Annotated in this window: 8 protein-coding genes; all 8 read right to left on the bottom strand. The window is 60.7% G+C overall.

Annotated elements, in window-relative coordinates; translation table 11 throughout:
• Positions 1-8: 8 nt before the first annotated feature.
• A complete protein-coding gene (locus tag KZH41_RS01995) occupies positions 9-8,639 on the bottom strand; it encodes a filamentous hemagglutinin N-terminal domain-containing protein (RefSeq protein WP_263274277.1) in 8,631 nt (2,876 codons plus the stop codon).
• A gap of 31 nt (positions 8,640-8,670) precedes the next feature.
• Positions 8,671-10,392 carry a ShlB/FhaC/HecB family hemolysin secretion/activation protein gene (locus KZH41_RS01990; RefSeq protein WP_094952047.1) on the bottom strand — a complete coding sequence of 574 codons (1,722 nt, stop codon included), beginning with the start codon at positions 10,390-10,392 and terminating at the stop codon, positions 8,671-8,673.
• A gap of 479 nt (positions 10,393-10,871) precedes the next feature.
• On the bottom strand, positions 10,872-11,354 hold the full coding sequence (gene pgaD / locus KZH41_RS01985; protein WP_094952048.1) for a poly-beta-1,6-N-acetyl-D-glucosamine biosynthesis protein PgaD: 483 nt from the start codon (positions 11,352-11,354) through the stop codon (positions 10,872-10,874).
• Between the two features lie 2 nt (positions 11,355-11,356).
• The gene (gene pgaC, locus KZH41_RS01980) at positions 11,357-12,697 is read right to left on the bottom strand and encodes a poly-beta-1,6-N-acetyl-D-glucosamine synthase (RefSeq protein ID WP_094952049.1); all 1,341 of its coding nucleotides are present in this window, start codon (positions 12,695-12,697) and stop codon (positions 11,357-11,359) included.
• 2 nt (positions 12,698-12,699) lie between these two features.
• Positions 12,700-14,697, bottom strand: a complete 1,998-nt coding sequence (gene pgaB / locus KZH41_RS01975; protein WP_263274276.1) for a poly-beta-1,6-N-acetyl-D-glucosamine N-deacetylase PgaB — start codon at positions 14,695-14,697, stop codon at positions 12,700-12,702.
• A 12-nt stretch (positions 14,698-14,709) separates the two neighbouring features.
• Positions 14,710-17,190 carry a poly-beta-1,6 N-acetyl-D-glucosamine export porin PgaA gene (pgaA, locus tag KZH41_RS01970; RefSeq protein WP_263274275.1) on the bottom strand — a complete coding sequence of 827 codons (2,481 nt, stop codon included), beginning with the start codon at positions 17,188-17,190 and terminating at the stop codon, positions 14,710-14,712.
• Between the two features lie 298 nt (positions 17,191-17,488).
• Positions 17,489-18,985 (bottom strand): YdgA family protein, encoded by a 1,497-nt coding sequence (locus KZH41_RS01965; RefSeq protein WP_263274274.1) that lies wholly within the window; start codon positions 18,983-18,985, stop codon positions 17,489-17,491.
• A 147-nt stretch (positions 18,986-19,132) separates the two neighbouring features.
• Positions 19,133-19,765 (bottom strand): NADH:ubiquinone oxidoreductase subunit N, encoded by a 633-nt coding sequence (locus KZH41_RS01960; protein WP_094952053.1) that lies wholly within the window; start codon positions 19,763-19,765, stop codon positions 19,133-19,135.
• Positions 19,766-19,775: the final 10 nt, after the last annotated feature.

The following is a 19,775-nucleotide window of genomic DNA, read 5'->3' as shown; positions in this document are numbered from 1 at the left end:
TACAACTCTCACTCAACGGGTACGAACTTATCTTGAGGCAAGTCAACTCTCTTGGCGGCCGTTTCGGGCGGCTGATAATGGCCTGACATGTTATCCCAACTCTTCAATCCGCCCTTCTGAGAAAATTGAACCTGCCCAGCGAAATCGACATCTGCACCTCTCGACAAGGCGACGTGACCCGACACATTACTATCATTTTTTTGTACCGCCACATAGATTTTTCCATCCGACTGAATAAAATCATATTGCCCTTTGGGCGTTCTGAGTTCTCCGCTAGGCAGGCGATACTTAAAACCTCCCGAATCGGTTTTGATCAATTCATAGCGCGGACCAGGAACTATCGGATCATCAGGAAACATGTTTTTAAACTTAGCCGTTTCCGTGCTTTTTGCGAGCTGCTGATCAAGTACCGTGTTTGGAACCTTATCCGTTAAATCAGCGCCTTTCGGATTGTCTGCAATGCGTTTCAGAGCTTCCTTCTCGGCGTTGACTAATGCCTCTGCTTTTTTTGCATCTTGCTGGTCAAGTACCGTATTAGGAGCTTTATCTGTTAAATCAGGTCCCTTAGGATTGCTCCCAATGCGTTCCAAAGCAGCCTTTTCGGTGTTAACCAATGCTTCCGCTTCTTTTGCATCGCGATGTCCAGCAGAAAGCACTCCATAGTCTGGCGTGGAGGCTTCAGCCACTTCACGGCTAGCTTTAAACTCAAGTAGACGTTCCTTCAACGTTATCTTTTCGGCACTCGCCAGTATTTCTCGCGCTGCCAGCTCTTTCACTGCAACTGGGAAGCTGGCTTCTACCGGTCGACCTTTGAACAATAACGCTGACAGAATTTCTAAATCTATATTTCCGTTAGCCTTATCGCCAGAATGGAGGTGGTCTCGCAACGTCGCCCACTGCTCCGAAGAAAGATCCGCATCACTGTTGGCGGCGCTAATTTCTCGCAATTTTTTGGTAGCAACTACTTCACCATATTGCTCGACCCATTTATCAGGAACGATACTCGCCCCGCCCTCAGCATTTTTATAGGTCGTTTCGCTGGAAGAGTTAAACAGAAGCGAATCTGCGTATTGCTTTGGCGTCGCGCCAAATGCATAGACTTTCTCTCCATTGGCCACGATGGGTGAACCATCTGTCCACGTGAGTAAAACCTTTTCGTTCTGTATTTGAGTAATCACTTTTTGAGCGGTACTCAGGTCCTCTAGCAGACGCTGACCGGTCGGGCTGTTTGGATTATATTTGTCCAACGCATCACTCAGCTGCCCAGACGATTGCTTGTCAACTTCGCCTGCGGCCACATAGGTGAGCAAATCCCCCCAGGCGAGTCCGGACTGACTTTCCCCAGAACCGTTAAGTTTTTTAGCCTCTTCATCAAGACGTTTTCGCTCAAGAGCGTGAAGCTTCCGGTTGTACGATTGTGCATTCCCAGCGATCTCAGAGCCCATGGCTACATCGCCATTAACACTGGCCGCAGCGAGTAGACCCACCAGCTTGGACGCCGCATTGACCAGTCGATCGTGCTCAGCTGGATCACTGCTACTGAGCAGAGGCGACTTATCCAGCGCCACAATAAGCGCCTCATTAGCACCCGCGGCCATCGCCCCCGTTTTGAAGTCGCCGCCCATTGCTTCCGAAAGCAACCCACCCACAACGGCGTGCAGTGCTGTTTTACTCAGGCCACTGTCTTGCAGTTTGAAAGCGTTGCCAAAATCACCAACGCCTGTGAACGCGGTCGCCTGCAGTACATCGAAAAGGCTGCCTTTCATGGCGTCCTTGAAGCTGCCTTGCCCAAGCGCTTCAGAAAGCGTGCCGCGCACGGCTCCGCCCGCCAATTGGATCGTTCCGAAACGCCCAATAGCGGCCGGGTCGTTCCAGTGAGGCACTACGCTGGGACCGCTCACTTTGTTGGTAACAGGGTCGCTTTGCGCGCCGAACCAATTGCCACTGGCGTAATTCACGAAGCCTGCTGAGGCGCCAGCGATCAGCGCCTGTTTCATGCTGTCGCTGCTAAAGGTTTCCTTGAACGCCGCCCCGAGGTTGCCCTTGTTATTGATCGTGCTGACCGCGCCCGTGCTCGCCAAAGAGGTCAAGGAGGCAGTCGCAATGATGTTGCCGAGGCCGGCGGACGTTGCGCCGACTACGGCACCCGATGCCGAAACAGTTCCGGCTGTCGCCGCAGCCATGGTCGAGCCGGCACCCACAGCACTGCCAGCTGATGCGGCAAGTGCACTCGCAGCGCCTGCGGTCAGTACGGTGACAACAATGATGATCGCCAGCATTGCACCCTGGCCGAGGCTGGAATGACTGTATTTGAAGGAATCGTGCAGTTCCTTCACATGCCGCCAATCAACATCCCCACGCTTCTCGGCTTCTTTCAACCAAGCCAACTGAGGATCTGCTTTCACCATCACATCAATCGTCTGGCTGACTGTGTTCTGATCGATCTGCTTGATATCAATCTTCAGGCCATCAACTGCTTTGATCGCCAGTTGCCCCTGCGCCATCAACTCACTCTGGCGCAGCGTCTCGTCGGTATTGCCCTTACCCTTGGCGCTGGTCCACGCCAGGTCGCTCTTACTCTTCTCGTGGCTCTCTTGATGCAGGTCCTTGACCGCTTCAAACGTCACCGCGCCGCCGCTGGCAATCGTCAGATCGTTGCCACTGCTGAGCTTGGCGCGCTGATACAGCTGGTCGCCGCCACTGACCAATGTCAGGTCACCGCCGGTCTTGATCTCAGTGCCGACGTTGGTGACGCGGGTGACTTCATCGCGCTTGGTTTTCTTCGCGCCCCACCCACCGTTCTCCTTCATGTCATACAACGTATGCGTGCTGTTCTGCGCCGCCAGCAGGTTCAACTTATCGCCGCTGTACAGATACGCTTCATTGCCCGCACTGATCTTGCTCGCCACCAGCGTCGTATCGCGCCCGGCCTGGCTGGTAAAGTCGCCGCCCGCCGTCAACACGCTGGCCACTTGCGTGGTCTGCTCGTCCGCCGTCTTGATGCGTTTTTTGCCGTGTTTTTCTTTGCCCTCGACGTTGTGCATGTCGCTGACGGAGGCGACGTTGAAGTCGCGCCCAGCCTGGATATTCAGGTCTTTGCCGGCAGTGGCATCGCTGCCGATGATGTTGACGTCTTGCCCGGCTTGCATGTTGAGGTTGCCGCCTGCCGTGACGGTAGCGGCGAGGTTTTTGACGTCGGTGGTGATGCTGGATTTGTGCCCGCCGTTGCTGAATTCATGTTTCACGCTGGTATCGCTGGCGGCGACGAGGTTGAGGTCGCGGCCAGCAGCGAGGGTGGCGTCGTTACCGGCGACCAGTGCGCCGCGGTTGGTGAGGTCGCGCCCGGCATCGATGGCCAGGTTGCCACGCGCGGTGATAGTGCTCGCGCTGGCATCGGTGAGGGTGCGCATGCCGGCGCCGTCACGTACTTGAATCGCGGTGTTGTCGTTGGTGATGTCGCCTTTGATGGCAGCAAGGCTGACTTGGCTGCCACGAATTTCGCCGCCCATGGCGTTGCGGATGCTGTCTTGGGCCAGCAGACTCAGGTTGTTGCCGGCTTCGATCAGGCCGCCGTTGTAGATGCTGCCACTGCTGACGGCGGAGAGGTTGTTGCTGGCGCGCAGGGTGCCGACGTTAACCAGGTCGCCACCGGTGACGAGGTTGAGGTCGCGACCCTGGATCAGGCTGTTGCCACGCACGTTGCGCGATTCGGCCTGTGCCAGGTAGAGCACCGGCACGAGCACGGTTTGGCCGTCGACCACGCGGTTTTCCATCCACACGATGTCGTGGGTCAGGGCGCCGACTTGCTGGCCGGTGAGTGTCACGCCGACGCTCAGGCGCAGCGCGTCTTTGCTGGCTAAGGCGTTGTCCATCAGGTAGCGGAACTGGTCGGCGTCGCTGAGCAGGCCGCCCGCCAGGAAGCGCTGGCCGGTTTGTGCGAGTACCGCGTCGCGAATCAGGCGGGTCTCGTATTGGCCATCGCCGAGGCGGCGCCAGGCGTTGTCGGCGGTGTAGCCGAGTTTGCCGAGCATGTAGTCGGAGCTAAAGAAGCCCGATGCGGTGGTGAACTCGGGGTTGGTTTCGATCAGGTAATGGCTGGTGGGGTCGGCGCTTTTGACGAACAGGCCGTAGTCACCCTTGGGCAGTTGGAAATACGGCGAGGTGGTGGGGTCGACCGGGGCGAACGGCGTGCCGGTGTAGTCCACGGGTACGAAGCCGCCGCCCGGCGCGAGGGTCACCACGGGCAGCACGGAGCCTGGCGCTTGGGCGCTGGCATCGTTGGCGTGCTTGCTGAGGCTGATATTGATGCCACCGACGGGGATGCCGGTCTGGTCGTCGCCGAGGGTGCCGGTCAGTTGTGCTTTTTGGTTTTCAAGCAGCGTGCCGTTCTGCACGTTGTTGGCGACTTTGGACAGGTCGACGGTGCCACCTGCCTGCAATGTGGCGTTGTAGGCATTGCCGTCGTTGGCGGTCCAGGTGGTGACGTTGCTCATCTCCACAAATCGCTCATCGCTGGAGCGTGCCTTGAGCGCTTCGAACTTCGCCAGGTCAAAACCGCCCGCTGCGACGGCAGCGTTGTAGGCCGGAATCTCGGTGAACTGCACCAGGTCCCAGTAATCCTTGTCGATCTTCATGCGGTTGCCGATGACGATATGGTTCTGCCCGGTACGGGTGCCTGCGCCTTGGTTGAGCAGGTCGTTGGCGATAATGCTCAGGTTGCGGTTGGCGGCCATCAGGCTGTAGCGGTTCTGTACGTTATCGCCCTGGATCAACAGGTCGGCCCCGGCTACAAGGCGTGCGGCGGCCGAGTCTTTGATCGCCGATTCAACGTAGGTTTGGTCGATAAAAGTCTGGCCGCGCTTGAACCAATCATGCCCCTTGCAATGCTGGATGCACTGCCACACCACGCTGCCGCTGGTCAGGGTTTTACCCAGTTCGAATTCAGCCTTGGCGTTTTCGACGAACGCGGCGCTGATGCCGATGTTGCCCTCACTTTCGACAGTGCCCGACAGGTTGCTGAATACCACCGCCCGCCCGCCATCCACGCCCGCAAACGTGAGGTTGCCTTTGCTGTAAACATCGCCATAGGTGTTGCTGAAGCCATTAGCGCGCAGCGTCAGGTCGCCACCGCTGAACAGCAGCGAATCGGCGCCGTTGGTGATGCCGTTGACGGCAGTGAGGTTCACCGCGCCTTGGGCGCCCATCGTGCCACGGTTGCCGATTTGTGCCGCCGCGATGTCCAGCTGCTGACGCGCAGTAAGGAAACCGAGGTTGTCGAGGGTGCCGCTCAGTTTGAGCTGGGTGTTGTTGCCCGCCAAGCGCCCGCCATTCTGGCTGAGGTTGTTAGCCGTCACGCTGAGGTTTTGCTGGGTCGCAATGCGGCCGCTGTTGTTCAGGTCGCCGCTGAGCGTGATGCTCACGTTGCCGTCGCTGAGCAGTTCGCCGCCGTTGTTCAGGCTGGCCACGTCGAGGGTCAAGCCCTTGCTGCTGGCCATGCGGTCGCCGGCCTTAAGGTTCAGGCCTTGGCTGCTTTTGTAGGTGAGGGCTTCGTTGAGTTGCACGCGGCCCAGGCCATCGACGTTGCCAAACGCCCAGTCAGCCGTGCCCAGGCCATTGATGCTGCCCTGGCTGCCGGTGAGGCTGGCGGTGTTGATGAGGAACAGGCCGGTGCCCGCGTGTTGCAACTGGCCGCCTTGGTTGTTCAGTTGCGTGGCGTCGAGGCTGAACGCCGCGCTGCCGAATTCGAGGGTGCCGTTCTGGTTGTTGAGGCTGTTACTGAGGTTAAGGCTGCTGCTGGCGCCGCCCAGCGCGCGCAGTTGCCCGCCTGCGCTGTTGTCGAGGTTGCCGCCGTTGAGGGTCAGGCCCTGGTTGGCTTCGATCAGGCCGCCTCGGTTGGTGAGCGTGTCGCGTGAGGCCAGGTTGAGCTGGTTGCCGCTGATCTGGCCTTGGGCGCTGTTGTCGAGCGTGGCACCGCTGATCGTCACCTGTTCTTTACCGAACAATTTGCCGCCACGGTTGGCCAAGGCTTCGACGGTCAATTGCAGGTTGCCGAGCAGGCTGGCCATCAAGCCGCCGCTGCTGTTATCGACCGTGTTGGCAGTGACGGTCAGGGTGTCGCCTTGCACGGTGCCGCCGAGGTTATCCAGGCTGGCGGTGTCGAGCTGAGTGTGGGCGCCGCCGCTGAGGATCAAGCCTTTGCGGTTGCTCACGTCCTGGCCGCTGTAGCTCAGGCCTTGGTTGCCGGCAAGCAGTTGGCCGGCGTCGTTGTTCAGGTGCTGCGCGGCGATGTCGAGGCGCTTGCCGCGCAAGGTGCCGCCGCTGTTGTTCAGCGTAGTGAGGGCCTTGACCAGCACGCTGCGCTCGCCCGCGTCGATCACGCCGCCAGCATTGGTCAGCAGGTTGCTGATGTTGAGGGTTACGTCGCCGCCGTTGCTGACCAGCGAGCCTTTACTGCTGTTGTTGAGGTGCTGCGCGGTGACGTCAACCGACGTGCCGATCAGGATGCCGGCGCTGTTGTCCAGGCGCTCGCCTTGCAGCTGCAACAGGCCTTCGCTTTGAATGCGGCCTTGGGCGTTGAGCAATTGGCCCGGGCCTTTGAGCAGCAGGCTCACACCCGGCGCGCCACCGGCCAGCAGGCCGGCGTTGCGGTTGTCCAGGCCCGAGGCGCGCACGTCGAGGTGGTCACCCACCACGCGCCCGGCGCGGTTGTCGATGTCGCCGCCGCTTACGTCGAGCAGCAGTTGCTTGCCGACGATCACGCCGCTCTGGTTATCCAGGTTCGCCGCATGCAGCTCGACATCGCCCTGCCCCGCCTGCAAGCGGCCCTGGGCGTTGTTGAGCTGTTGCGCGGTGGCGAGGGTCAACTTGCCGGTGTTGGCGCTCAGCACGCCGTTGGCGTTGCTGCTGAGGCTGCCGGTGTTGAGGTTCAGATCGGTGCTGGCCTGGGCGAACCCCTGGCTGTTGTTGAAGGCATTGGCGACGGTGAGGTTCAGCGCGCCGTTGTCAGCCTGGATCAAGCCCTTGAGGCTGTTGTCGAGGTCGCCGGCATTCACGGTGAGGGCACTGGCCACCAGCACACCGTTCTGGTTGTTCAGGCTGCCCGCGTTGACGGTCAGGTTGTTGGCGATGACTTGCCCGCCGCTGTTATTGAGCGCGGCACTGGTCAGCACCAGGCTGCCGCCAGCCATTTCGATGCGGCCTTGGCGGTTGTCCAGGGCGGCGCTGTCGAGGGTCGCGGCCTGGCCTTCACCGAAGCGAATCAGCCCGCCAAGGTTGGCGATGGCCGGCGCGCTGAGCGCCAGGTTTTGCTCGCCGTACACGCGCGCGGTGGCGCCTTGGTTGGTCAGCTTGGCGGTGCTGACGCTGACGGTTTTGGCCTGGATGATCGCGCCCTGGTTGGTCAGCGTTTGCGCGGCGCTGATCGCCAAGGCGCGGCTGGCCAGCAGATTGCCGCTGGTGTTGACGGTCTGCGCGTTCACCACCAGGTCGCCAGTGGCGTTGCGGCTGTTGTCCGCTGCCACACCGGCTTCGATGATACCGGGGTTGGTGACGGTGGTCGCGTTGAGTTCGATGCGTTGGCCGGCAGCCACGCTCTGCTGGTTGACCAAGCCTTGGGCGCTGGTGATCTGCACGTTGCCGGTGGCGTAGACCTTGTCGGTAAGGTTGACGTTCTGCGCGGTGACTTTGACGTTACCGGTGGCCGACGTCTGCGCCATGCTCAAGTGGCCGTTGGCATCCAGCTGGATATCGCCGCCGCTGGCGGCCAGTGTGCCGTCGAGTTTCACGCCCACACCGGCTTCGGTGCCGACCAGTTTGATCGCACCGGCGTACATGCCGCCCAGCGCCGAGGAATCGATGGCCAATTCTGGTTTGGCGCTGCCGTCGTCAGCGCGCGCGGTGGTTTTCAGGCTTTGGGCATCGACGTCGTTACGCCCGGCGATCACGGTCAATTCACGCGCGTTGATCTGCGCATTGATCTTGGCCGAGCGGGTGATGATTTCGAAACGGTCGACGTTACTGGCGTTGAGGCCCTGGCCGTCGATGGTCACGGCGCCGCCGTCGACCTGATAACGCTGCAACTGGCCGCTCGCGTCGAGCACCGGCTTGCCGGTGGTCAGGGTCACGTTGGGGGTGTTGATAAAACCGCAACCGCTGCACGTGATGCCGTAAGGGTTGGCGACGATGACCTTGGCCGACTGCCCCGCCACTTCGGTGTAACCGCGCAACTGGCTTGGGCTGCCGCCGTTGACTTCGTTGAGGATAACGCTGGCCGCGCCCCCCTTGAGGTTCGGGTTGCCGACGATGTAGCCGCCCAGCTGGGTGTTGGTGACCGCGCCCGTGGCATTGTTGAGGATCACGCCGTTGGGGCCGACGTTGTAGTCCTTGAATTGGTTATGCGACAAGCCACTGCCATTGGGCGTGGCGATGTTCACAACGGGCACGCCATTGCCGGCTTGGCCAACAGTGGTGCCCGGCGCGCTGACCACAATGCCTTCGGCCTGGGCCAGCAGCGGCTGCCAGAACAGCGCGTTGGCCAGGATCAGCACCAAGCCGCGCTTGGGCAAGCCGAAGAACGAATCTCGCGGCTTCAGCGCAGCAGAAGGTTGGCGGGCCAGGAAGGCAAAGTGGCGAACATCCATTGTCATAGTCTCGATGTAACGGGGCGTTGAATTACAGGAAGAAATCCATGCGGAAGTAGATCGGCGCTTCGCGCTCGCTCATCACTGCCGGGCGTTCCAAAGAGTGCGCAAAGGTCACGCTGGTGCTGACGTATTTGCCACGGGCGAACAGCTCCAACGAGTTGCTGGAGACCCGGCCGTGCACTTCGCCGTTGTAGCGGCCGTTGCTGATCACGCCTTGGTCGTAGCCGACGCTGGCGCCGTACTCGGCAAAGGCTGGGCGCATCCAATCCCAGGTCACCGGGCGGGCCCAGCGCACGTCGTTGCGCCAGTAACCGCCGCTGTCGCCGTTGAGTTGCTGGTCTTTGAAACCGCGCACCGAGGCTGAGCCACCCAGGCTCATGCGCTGGGGGCTGAACAAGATGTCTTCGCTGTGCTGGCCGGTGGCCAGGCTGGAAAAGCTGAACGACTCGCCCCACAACGTGAACGGCTGCAGGTAGCTGACGGTGGCCGTGTATTTGCGATAGCGCGCACTGGGCTGGCGATTGCCGTACGCGTCGCGCTCGTCGTTGGCTTGAGCATCGAAGGCACCGATGCCGTTTTGCATGCCCAAGTCGAGGTTGACGAACGCATTGCCGATACGCCGGCCATGGTTGATGCCCAGTTGCAGTTCGCTGAGGCGGTTGCTGCTGGTCTCGAGGTGAGCCTCATTGATGTAGTTGTTGGTGCGCAGGTGCGCCAGGCCAACGTTGAGCGAGGTCTTGCTCACGTCGTCACGATGGATCACCCGCTCGGCGCGAAACTGGTGGTTCTGGTTGTCGCCCGACTGTTTGAACTTGAAGGTGTCGGTGTAACCCAGCGCGCGGTAATCGCTCTCGCTGTAGGTGTAACTGAAGTTCCACCAGCCCCACGGCACGTTGTAGTAGAGCATGGTGTTTTTCGAGGTTTTCTGGTGGTCGCTGACGGCATCGTGGCCGCCGCGCAGTACCAGTTGGTCAGCCAGGCCGAGCGGGCTGTCCCACTCAAGGCCTGCGCCCCACTGCTGCTCGCCGGTGCTTTTCTGGCCGTCGTTGTTACGCGACAGGCTGGCGCGCCAGGGCTTTTGCGCGGTGTTCTTGACCACCACGTCGCTGCCGCCGATCTGGCGGCCGGGGGTCAGTTCCATTTGCGCCTGCTTGGAGGGCAAGCGATTCAGTTGGTCCACCAGTTGCTCGACTTCGCGCAGGTTCAGCGCCTCGCCGACCTTGCCGGGAAAGGCCATGGCCAGTTCGCGGTCGGTCACCGTGCTGCCTTCGGCGCTTTTCAAGGCTTCGAGTTTGCCTTCGACCACCAGCACTTGCAGATGGCCGCTGGAGAGGTCTTGTTGCGGCAGGTAGGCGCGGCTGGTGACGCGGCCTTTGGTGATGTAGTAGTCGGTGATGACCTTAAGCAACTCATTGAGCTGCGAGACGCCCAGGCACTCGCCGATGTAGGGCTTGAGCAGGCGCTCGCGGTCTGCGGCTGCCAGGCTGTCGGCGCCCTTGAGTTCGATGTCTTTGATCGGGAAGCAGCGCGTGTCCGCCGGCAAGGCCGGGGCCTGGGGCTTGGCTTCTTTGCCGGGCAGGTCCTGCAGTTCTTGCAGGCGCCGTTGTTGCTCTTCGAGCAAGCGGTTTTGCCGGTCACGGATCAGGTCTTGATCCCCAGGTGTGGGGGCGGCCATGGCAGTGTTCAGGCTCAAGTAAGCGAGCAGAAAAGTGCACAGCAAGTACCGAGTCCGTGGCAATAACGAAGACATGTTCGATCCATCGAAAATCAAGGGGCGGCAAACTAACATCGAACTTGCGCTTATCCAAGAAACTGGATTAGTTGCACATTCGTACTAGTTACACCTGCAAACCATTGATAGATAACAATAAATAATTATCAAAAAAGAGTTACAGCCTGTTGCTGGAAGTTTTATTCCGACAAGCGGCTACTGTTTTGATAGCGTTTCGAACAAGTACTGATGAAATGCCATTAGTTAGCCATCAAGTTCTTGTCGAGATAGATTAGTACCGAGGAATACAGAAAAGTTCGCGGTGGTTTTGTGAATTGGATCCCATTTATCGGATTAGTCTGGCGCAGGGCTTGTTGTGGCGAGCGGGCTTGCCCCGCGTTGGGTGGCGAAGCCGCCCCTATCAGAACCTCTGCGGTGTGTCAGGCAAGAACGTGTCATAAGGTTTGGGGCTGCTGCGCAGCCCAACGCGGGGCAAGCCCGCTCGCCACAACACCCCCTCAGCCGGCGCCTTTGTCTTTTTCCATCCCCGGCACCAACGTCAGCGCCGGGCGCTCGACGTCTCGGGACACGTGCGACTTCACGTCTTCCACACCGCCGTCTTCGTCGTTGTGGATCACCAGTACACCCGGCTTGCGGAACTGCTCCAGGTGGCCGTCGCCGAGGTTGAAACTCTCACTCATTTGCTTGTCGCTGAGGGCATTGGCCTCGGCGCGGCGTTGGGCGAACTTGCGGCCCCGGCGTTGCTGATAACGCGCCCAGCTGATGAGGATCACCGCATTGAACAGGGCAATCCACAGGTAGATCTGCAAGGTGTTGAGCGCCGCAAAAATTGGCGCTTCAATGCGTGGGCCGCCGTGGGTTTCCAGCATCGCGGTCATCCCACGCGCCAACAGCCAAATCAGCCCAGCCCAGGCCAGCAGGGTCAGCAGCACATCGATGACCCACATCACTGAGTTTTGGCGAGTTCTGACCAGTTTCATGGTCACGCCTCCTCTTCACTAGGTTTAATACCACGGTCCGGGCTGACCCAGCGCGCGCGTTTCTGGTGCTGGTTGAAGAGCACCTTAGGAAAGCTGACCAAGGTGGTGAACAAGCTGACCAGCCAGAACACCATTGGGTACCACACGGTCCAGAACAGGGTTTTCCACAGGCCTTTCTCGTAGCGCCGGTCGATCAGGATGCTCACCGCAAACTGCAGCAGGCACACCATCGCCAACACCAGCCCGGTAAACGCCGGTGGCATCAGCGAATCCACAGCAATCGCCTGTGGCAGCACCACGAATTTACCCACGCCCCAGAAGATCACCGACAGCAGGAAGGTGAAGGCCCAACCGGTGGACAGGCAGTATTCGAACAGCAGCGGCCACAGGTAGCGGTGGCGCCATTGCCAGATGCCACGAATGTTTTTGAACAGCACCTCGGCGCCGCCCTGGGCCCAGCGCAGGCGTTGTTTCCACAGGCCGCCGACGGTTTCGGGCATGAGGATCCAACACAAGGCGCGGGGTTCGTAGAAGATCGCCCAGTGATCGAGTTGCAGCTTCCAACTGACATCGATGTCCTCGGTGATCATGTCGGTGCTCCAGTAGTCGATGCGGTCCAGCGCCTTCTTGCGAAACGCCACCACCACACCCGACACCGTGAAGATCCGACCGAACACCCGCTGGGTCCGCTTGATCAAGCCGATGATCGAGGAGAACTCGCCCACCTGCACCCGACCGATCAGCGTCGAACGCGTGCGAATGCGTGGGTTGCCGGTCACGGCGCCCAGGCGCGGGTTATCCAGCATCGGCGCCACCAAGTAGGCCGCCGCGTTTTTATCGAGCAAAGCATCGCCGTCAATGCACACCAGGTATTCACTGCGCGCGGCCACGGCGCCCATGCGCAAGGCCACGGCTTTGCCCTGGTTCTGCGCCAGGTGCAGCACGCGCAGGCGTGGGTGTTCCAATGCCAGGGCATCGAGGACCGCCGCGGTGTTGTCTTTGGAGCCATCGTTGACGGCGATCACTTCGATGTTCGGGTACAACTGGCCCAGCGCCGCGTGAATCGTTTCGGCGGCGTTATCGCCCTCGTTGTAGCAAGGAATGATGATCGAGATCAGCGGGTTACCGGCCAGGGTCGGCGCGGGGGTGTCTTCTTTCCAGGGCCAGTGACGCTCCCAGTGCAACCAGAAGTACAGCCCGCCGGCGATCCACAGCGCCGACATGAAGAGCGGGTAGAAAAACACGAAGTCCATCAGGAACTGCCCGGTGACCAAAAAGATCAGGCCAAGGGGCACACCCAACACCAATGCCAGCACGAATAAAGCCAGGAGTCTGTCGAACATGGTCAAGGGTTCCATTGGTTGGACAGGGCCGGACGGACTGTCTTCAAGTCCGGCGAGTTTTCCAGGAAGTTGTCCGGGTAGTAGCCAAAACTCTTGACTCCCTGGCGCTTGAGCACACCCATCCATTCGGCCATTTGCGCACCGCTGAGGTCCGGGGCGGCGGGGGTACGCCAGTCCTTGGCTTGCAACTCGAAAACGGTTTTGTCCAATGCGCCGGGGCGCGCCTTGACCGTGGCGACCAACTTTTCCAACCAGGCGTTGGACGTTTTCAGTTCCTGCCCTTCCATCAGCGGCATCGCCATCGGCGCGGTCCAGTCGTAGGCCTGAAGGAAATCATCGAGGTTCTGTGCGAACCAGGCTTCGCTGGCCGGGTTGAGCATTGGCTCGGCGAAGATATTGCGCGCGGTCAATATCTGCGGGCCACCGATGGCGCGGACCTTGGCGGTCAGCTCATGGGTGAAGTCGATCAAGTAGCGGCTCTTGAAGCGCGTCCAGCGTTGCATCACCGCCGGGTCAGCGCGCAGCGCAGCGATGCTGTCCGGCAAGCCGTTGGCGGCATAGGCCTTGAGCGCGGCGGGGCTGGCGTCTTCGAAGTCGGAGAGCACCGCATCGTCGTGGTACAGCACACCGTCGATGGCACTGTTGCGCACCAGGTCTTCGTAGATCTCGCCAATGATCTTGCGTACCTGCGGATCAAACGGCGACAAGCGCTTGTATTGATCCGGGTCGATGCCAACCTTGCCGGTTTCCGGGTCCCAGCGGGTCACACGTGGCAGCTTGGGATCGAGGGCGAAACTGAGCACGGGCATCCACGCATACACACTGGCATGGGCACGAGTGTGCAACTGCCAGGAAACGCGGTTGAACAGGTCGGCGCGCACCGGCAAGTGACGGTTGGGGAAGTACAGCGAATGCACCAGGCCGTCACCCTTGGGGTCGGCGAACGCTTGCAGGAACACGGTGCCTGCGCCCATGTCCACCACCCGTTGCACCAGTTGGTCGAGGTTACGCGCTTCTTGGGCTGGGTCCGGGTCGTAGACGTTGTCCAGGTCCACGTGCAGCACGCGCAGCGGAGCCTGGGCTTGCACCGCCACCATGCTGTTAGCGAAGTGCTCGCCGTCCGGGTCGGAAGCCACCAGGAAGCGTGGGCTGTTCATCAGGTTGCCAAGGCTGTCGAGGCCGTCTTCCAGGGTCAGGGCCATCTGGTAGCCCTGCTCACCGACGATCGCCAGCGACGTGCCCTTGGCTGCGCCGTATGGCCACACCCATACGCGTGGTGCTTTACCGGTCACGGTGCGGATCTTGTTGGAGATCGCCGCGACATCAGCCCGCATGCGCGCATCGAATTTCGCCTGATCTTCATAACGCCCGGTGGCCGGGTCAAAGCGCAGGCTGGTCGCCGCAGGCTCTAGGTTGCCCTGGGGGTTGGCGAGGATCCCTTTGTGGTTGTTGTCGGTATGCGCGGCGATTTCCACCAGGCCGGACTGGGACACCTCGCGAATCTGTTGCCAGGTGAGGAATTCCCCACGTGGGCGCGGCGAGCCGGCGAAGTCCACTGGTTGATTGAGCGGCGTATCGATCCAATACCCCACCGGCGCCAGCAAGGCCGGCCAGTGATAGGCGCGCAGAATCGGCATGACGCGGGTGTAGAAGCTGGAGTAGCCGTCATCGAAGCTGAGCATGATGGCTTTGGGCGGCAACTCGGGGCCGCCACGACGCGCGGCCAGTATCTGGTCGACGCTAACGGCCTGGTAGCCATTCTCGCGCAGCCAGGCCATCTGCTCGATCAAACGTTCGGTACGCACTGCCACCACCGCCTGGTCGGGGTCGCGATCCTCGACGTCATGGTAGGCAATGCCCAGGAAATGGTTTTTCGGCCACGGCGCTTCATTGGCCAGTGTCGGCCGCTCGGCAGGTGGGGTAAATGGCGCGGGTTGTTGGGCGCAGGCACTGGCCAGCACTAAACCCAGGACCAACAAGCAACGGCTAAGGACGGTCATGGTCAGGCTCTTTTAGAAACGGTAAGTGAGGTCGACGAGCAAGCGCAGATCGCGTTCGCGATTACCGTCATAAGGTCGGCTGATCAGGCTCAGGTTGGCGCCCACGTCCAGCACATCGTTCCAGCGAAAGCGCTGGCCATACCCGATCAAACCGACGCCACCGGTGGAGTAATCCCGCTGGCTGTAGGTACCCGCTCCGAGTTGGAACTGCTGACTCCACTGGGTCTCGTAGCGGTGATAGAGCACATGGTTGACCGTGACGGTGGGCAACACGCTGAGGTCAGACTTGGGGTTGAAGTACACCGTGTCTTCCTTGGTGTTGCGGCTGGCGCCGACTTCCAGGCCCAGGTCCACTTGCACGCCCGGCGAGCTGTAGATGCCCTCGCGGCCGGTGAGCAAGGCTTCAAGCCGGTTGTTGCCGTCGCTGAAGTGCGACGGGCTCAAGGACAGCTTCCACTCGCGGCTTTCATTCGCGCGCCAGCGGATAAAACCACTGCCACCGTTGGCCGTGACATCGGCGTTCAGTGCCCGTAACGGTGTGGTGGTCAGCAGGTAGCCGAGGCTGCCGCCGTACTGCCAGTTGTCGTTGATGTCGCGGGCAATCGAAACGCTCGCGCCTTGTTTGGAGCCATAACCATAGGAGTGGTTGGAGACTGCGGCTTCGAGGGTCATGTCACGGGTACGCCGCTCCACGCCCACGACTTGCCAGCGATGCTGGCCGCTGCCTTCGCTGAAGTCGGCCGTGGCATACCCGGCACCGGCGAACACCCGCCAGTCTTCGTCGATGGGCGGGGTGTAGATCCGACTTTCAATGCCCCAATCCCGGCTGCCCGCTACCGCACCGACGTCGCCGTTATTGCCGCCGCCGTAGCTTTTACCGGTGTAGGCCTCGACACGCAGTTCGGCCATGTCGTGCACATCCCGCAGGCGGCTCAGGCGCTGCACCTGCCGGCTGTCCGGGTTGCGGGCCAGCACGTCATCGGTCAGCCCGTCCATTTGCCGCCACTCCTGCAGGTCCATGGCGGTGTAGGCTTGGCTCACTTCCAGGCCGATGTCACGCGGGGTCTGGGCTTCGGTTTCCTTGAGTATGCCCTCGGCGCGCCGGGGCAAATCACGGGCGCGGTACATATCAGCCTGGGCCAGGCGTAGGCCGACGTTACCTGGGGCTTTTGCCACCAACGCTTCCAGGCCGGCTTCGCTGCCAGGCAGGTCGCCGCCATAGACGCCGGCCTGGGCCGACAGTTGTTGCGCATCCATCCAGGCATCGTTGGGGTTACCGATGGGCAAGCCCTTGAGTTCGACCCGAGGCTTCTGGCTATTGGCGAGGCCATTGGCGACTTCGCGCGCATCGGCGCCTTTATCGCTTTCCTGCAAGGCGTAGAACAACGCCGTGGTGTCTTCAACCCGGTCATCGGGCTCGGCATCGGCGGCACTCAGCGCCTGGCGATACAGCGGCTCAGCCTTTTCCGGTTGGCGCTGGTCGAGGTAAGACGCCGCCACCCAACGCACGGCGTAAGTGGGCAATTGCACGCCTTCGCCCTTGAGGGTTTCGTAATCACGGACCACATCAGCCGTGCGCGTGCGTGCCTTGAGGGCGCCCAGGCGGTCGATGCGCCAGCGCACCACATCGTCATGGGCGCTGGCATCCGGGGTCCAGCGGGCGAGCAGTTTGTCGTAGTCCTGCAGCGCGCGATCGGCAATGACGTAACGTTCTTTCTCGGTGCGCGTCGCGAACTCGGCCATGCGCACACGCTCGGCGGCGAGGTCACCTTCAAGCCGGCGCTGGGTCACGGCGTCGAGCACGCCCGGGTGCTTGGCCGACAGGCGCAAGGCCGGTTCCGGCAGGCGGGCCCGTTGCAGGGCGATGATGTATTCGCGGATCACGTCAGGTTTGTCGCCAGCGCGAATAAAGGCCTGGTCGAACTCAAACAGCGCGTCGTAGTTCAGGCCCGCTCGGGTCAGCGCATAGCCCAGGGCCATGCGGCGGTTGGGGTCATTCGGTTGCGCCGCCACCAGTGCGCGGGTGCGTTGCACCGCTTCATTGGTTTGGCCGCCGTCGGCCTGGGTCAGGGCCTGGCCCAGTTGCAGGTCGACATTGTTCGGCTCACGCACCAGCGCCTGCTGATACACTGCCAAGGCCTGCGGCCACTGCTTTTGATTGCGGTAGGTACGGGCCACGGTGGCCAGTGCCTGGGTGGTCAGGTTGCGGTTTTTGCCTTGGGCCTCATACACCTTCAGCACTTCGGCGTCTTGCCCGGCCCACCCGGCAATCACAAGGTGATCGCTGATCTGGCCCGGTGTCTGGCGCTCGGCAGGCAGTTGACGTAATTGAGTGAGGGCCGGCGTGAAGTTGCCGTTGCGCGCCTGAATGATCAGGACATCGTAGGCGGGATCGGCCACGGCAAGGGCGGGCATCAACAATTGACTGCATAAGGCGGCCCCGATGAGCAGTCGCAACCGGCCTGAAGCACTGATGGGTAGGGTTTGCAACATATCGTGAGCTTCCTTACACACGGAAAGCTATAACGATAGGTGGTCCTGAGCTGTTTGCATCAGGGCGCCGGCGTCTAATGACCCGACCAAGCTTTCCTGTAGGAACTATCCCCTAGTGACGTAGGGAAATGCCTAATTCAGAACAATTGTTCAGAATTGTGCGCGCAACAGAAAAGCCAATGGGGGAGCAGACTTGCCTGAGCTGATCGGTCAGCGTCGGCCTATACGCCGACTGTTTGACCGCTGCCTCAGGCAACGCTGCTCCCCCACTATTTATTTCTTACTGGTGTAAGAAATCTTACTGCGCGCCGCTGACCGCACCCGCTTTAGCCATCACAAAACCAATGAATTGCTCGACGGTCATCTTCTGGCCGTTGAAGGTCACTTCATTGTTGGCGTAATGCAGCTTGGAGACCACGTCAGTGCCCACCAGGGTTGCCAGTTGAGTGCCGACGGCCATGCCGCTGACCATCTCGGCGGCCATCTGCGATTGCTGCTCGATGGCTTTAGGGTCGGTCACGCCGCCTACCTGCGCTTGCAGGGCAGCCACGTCGCCGATCATTGGCTTGGACAGGGTCAGGTTGGCATCCAACAGCGCGATGACCTGCTTGCCCAGCTCAACCGGCGGCAGCTCCATAGTCGAAGGTTTGGCCAGGTCCAACACCAGGTTGAATTTGCTTTCGCCATGGGTGGTTTTCAGCGACAGGTTTTCCACCGCCACTTGCGGCTTGGCAGCCAGCACTTGGTTGACGTTGGCCTCGGCCAGGGTCTGCTCGGCTTCGGTCAGTTGCAGCTCAGGCACCGGCTGGCCGGCAGCGGCGGCGGCTTGCACCGGCTGCATCTTGTCTTGGTAGAGCTTGGTCAGCACCAGCATCGCCGGAATGTCGACGTTCTTCATGCTCAGGGCCATGGCGGCCGAGCCGACAGGCTTACCCTGGTAACCAATCTCGTCGATCTTGTAGTCGACGCGGCCGGCCAGGTTGTTGTCTTTGGCCTCGCTGGTGTCTTTTTGCTCGAAGCCTTTGAGGGTCAGCACGGCTTTCTGCGGGCCGAAGGTGACCTTGGTGTCGGTCAGCTCAACGGTGTTTTGCCCGGTGTAGAAACCGAACGAGGTTTTCTCCAGGTTGCTGGCCACGGTCAGGCCGGACAGTTCAGCTTCGAACGGTGCGCCGTTGGCATCGATCACCGCGACTTTCAGGCTGTTCATATAGCCTTCAGCCTTGACCTTCTGACCTTCGGCGGTGCCGTCGAAGTCCAGGTTAGCGCCCGAGAAGCTGACCGAAGACTTGTCGTCCTTGAGCTCCAGAGGCAGCAGTTCAACGTTGCCGCTGACCGAGCGGGTGTAGCCGATGTTGACCACGCCTTTGAGAGGCGACACGTCTTTGCTGGCGGCGAACCATTTTTCAGTGGTGGCGTTCTTTTCCAGCGCGTAGTGACTGGTGGCCATGACCGGCAGCCATTTCAGCGAGACCAGACGCGAGAACGGCAGCGGGCCGTGTTCGATGTGGTCGACAAACAGCAGCTCTGGGTTCGGGTTGTCTTCACCGAATACGCTGCCTTGGCCCTTCAGACGGTAGTGCGCGGTGCTGCTGAACAGGCCACGGTCCAGGGACACCAGCTCCAGGTTCACGCTGCCGTCGACGCCGGCCATGGAGCTCTGTAGTTCTTTGTTGGCGTTCTGGATCGCGGTTTGCAGCACCGGCTCCAGTTGCTTACCGGTGTACCAGGCGCCGCCTGCACTGACGACGCCAACGGCGACAACGAAACCCAAAAGAACAACTGCTGGCTTATTCATGAAGTGACCTGATCAAATCCTGTGAGAAGTGGGCTGTCTTCCTTGAACCCCGAAAGGGTTGGCTCAAGCCCGCCGAAAACGGGGGAAGATTAGCACTGGCGGCCGAGAACGGCCCAGCTTTTCAGAGGGGTCAGGTCTGCAGTTGGTTCAGGTGTACTCCAATTCAATCTCGTCGAGCTGGTGATCAAAACTCTTCAAACGTGCCGTCCAGGTGTACACCAACACCTCAAATTCACGGTGTATCACGGCGTTTCCGGGGGTGTCGGCCTTGGGGTTGCAGAAGTCCAGCTGGTAGCGCTCGCGCGCCATGGCGTTGGCCACGTCGGACAATTCCCGAGCGTTATTCAGCCAATGCCTACCTTCGGCGACCTGCTGGTCGAGCAGCACACATTGCTTTTTCAGGGCTTCGAGGCTTTTTTCCAGGGGCGTGCCGGTGAGTTCACCCATGACTTCCTGGAACGTGCGCCCGGGCTGCCAGTAGCTGCCCCAGAAATAGCGGTCGAACACGGTTTCGACACGGCGCAGGGCGACCTTGGTGTCCCAGATCGCCACACGGGTCTTGCCTTGTTCGAGGAGCTTTTTCTTCACCCGTTGGTTTTGATAAGACGCCCACGCCACCACGCCGATAGACAAGGTGCCTATCACCAGGCACGCGCTGTCGAGAAAGACCATGGCCGTGTCGATTTGATGGGCAAGCATGACGCCGTAGAAATAGGCAGCCGATAACAACACCAGTGCGAAACACACGCACCAGAAAGCGGGAGCATAAGGGTTTTTCATTATTGGAATC

The organism is Pseudomonas sp. YeP6b (genome assembly GCF_025642995.1).
Lineage (GTDB): Bacteria > Pseudomonadota > Gammaproteobacteria > Pseudomonadales > Pseudomonadaceae > Aquipseudomonas.
Note: the sequence above shows the minus strand (reverse complement) of the source record. Positions and strands in the feature narration are given on the sequence as shown.

Coding starts and splice junctions, on each gene's coding strand:
- KZH41_RS01960 (WP_094952053.1), bottom strand. CDS start 19,765: ATGAAAAACCCTTATGCTCCCGCTTTCTGGTGCGTGTGTTTCGCACTG.
- KZH41_RS01965 (WP_263274274.1), bottom strand. CDS start 18,985: ATGAATAAGCCAGCAGTTGTTCTTTTGGGTTTCGTTGTCGCCGTTGGC.
- KZH41_RS01990 (WP_094952047.1), bottom strand. CDS start 10,392: ATGTCTTCGTTATTGCCACGGACTCGGTACTTGCTGTGCACTTTTCTG.
- pgaA (WP_263274275.1), bottom strand. CDS start 17,190: ATGTTGCAAACCCTACCCATCAGTGCTTCAGGCCGGTTGCGACTGCTC.
- KZH41_RS01995 (WP_263274277.1), bottom strand. CDS start 8,639: ATGGATGTTCGCCACTTTGCCTTCCTGGCCCGCCAACCTTCTGCTGCG.
- pgaC (WP_094952049.1), bottom strand. CDS start 12,697: ATGTTCGACAGACTCCTGGCTTTATTCGTGCTGGCATTGGTGTTGGGT.
- pgaB (WP_263274276.1), bottom strand. CDS start 14,697: ATGACCGTCCTTAGCCGTTGCTTGTTGGTCCTGGGTTTAGTGCTGGCC.
- pgaD (WP_094952048.1), bottom strand. CDS start 11,354: ATGAAACTGGTCAGAACTCGCCAAAACTCAGTGATGTGGGTCATCGAT.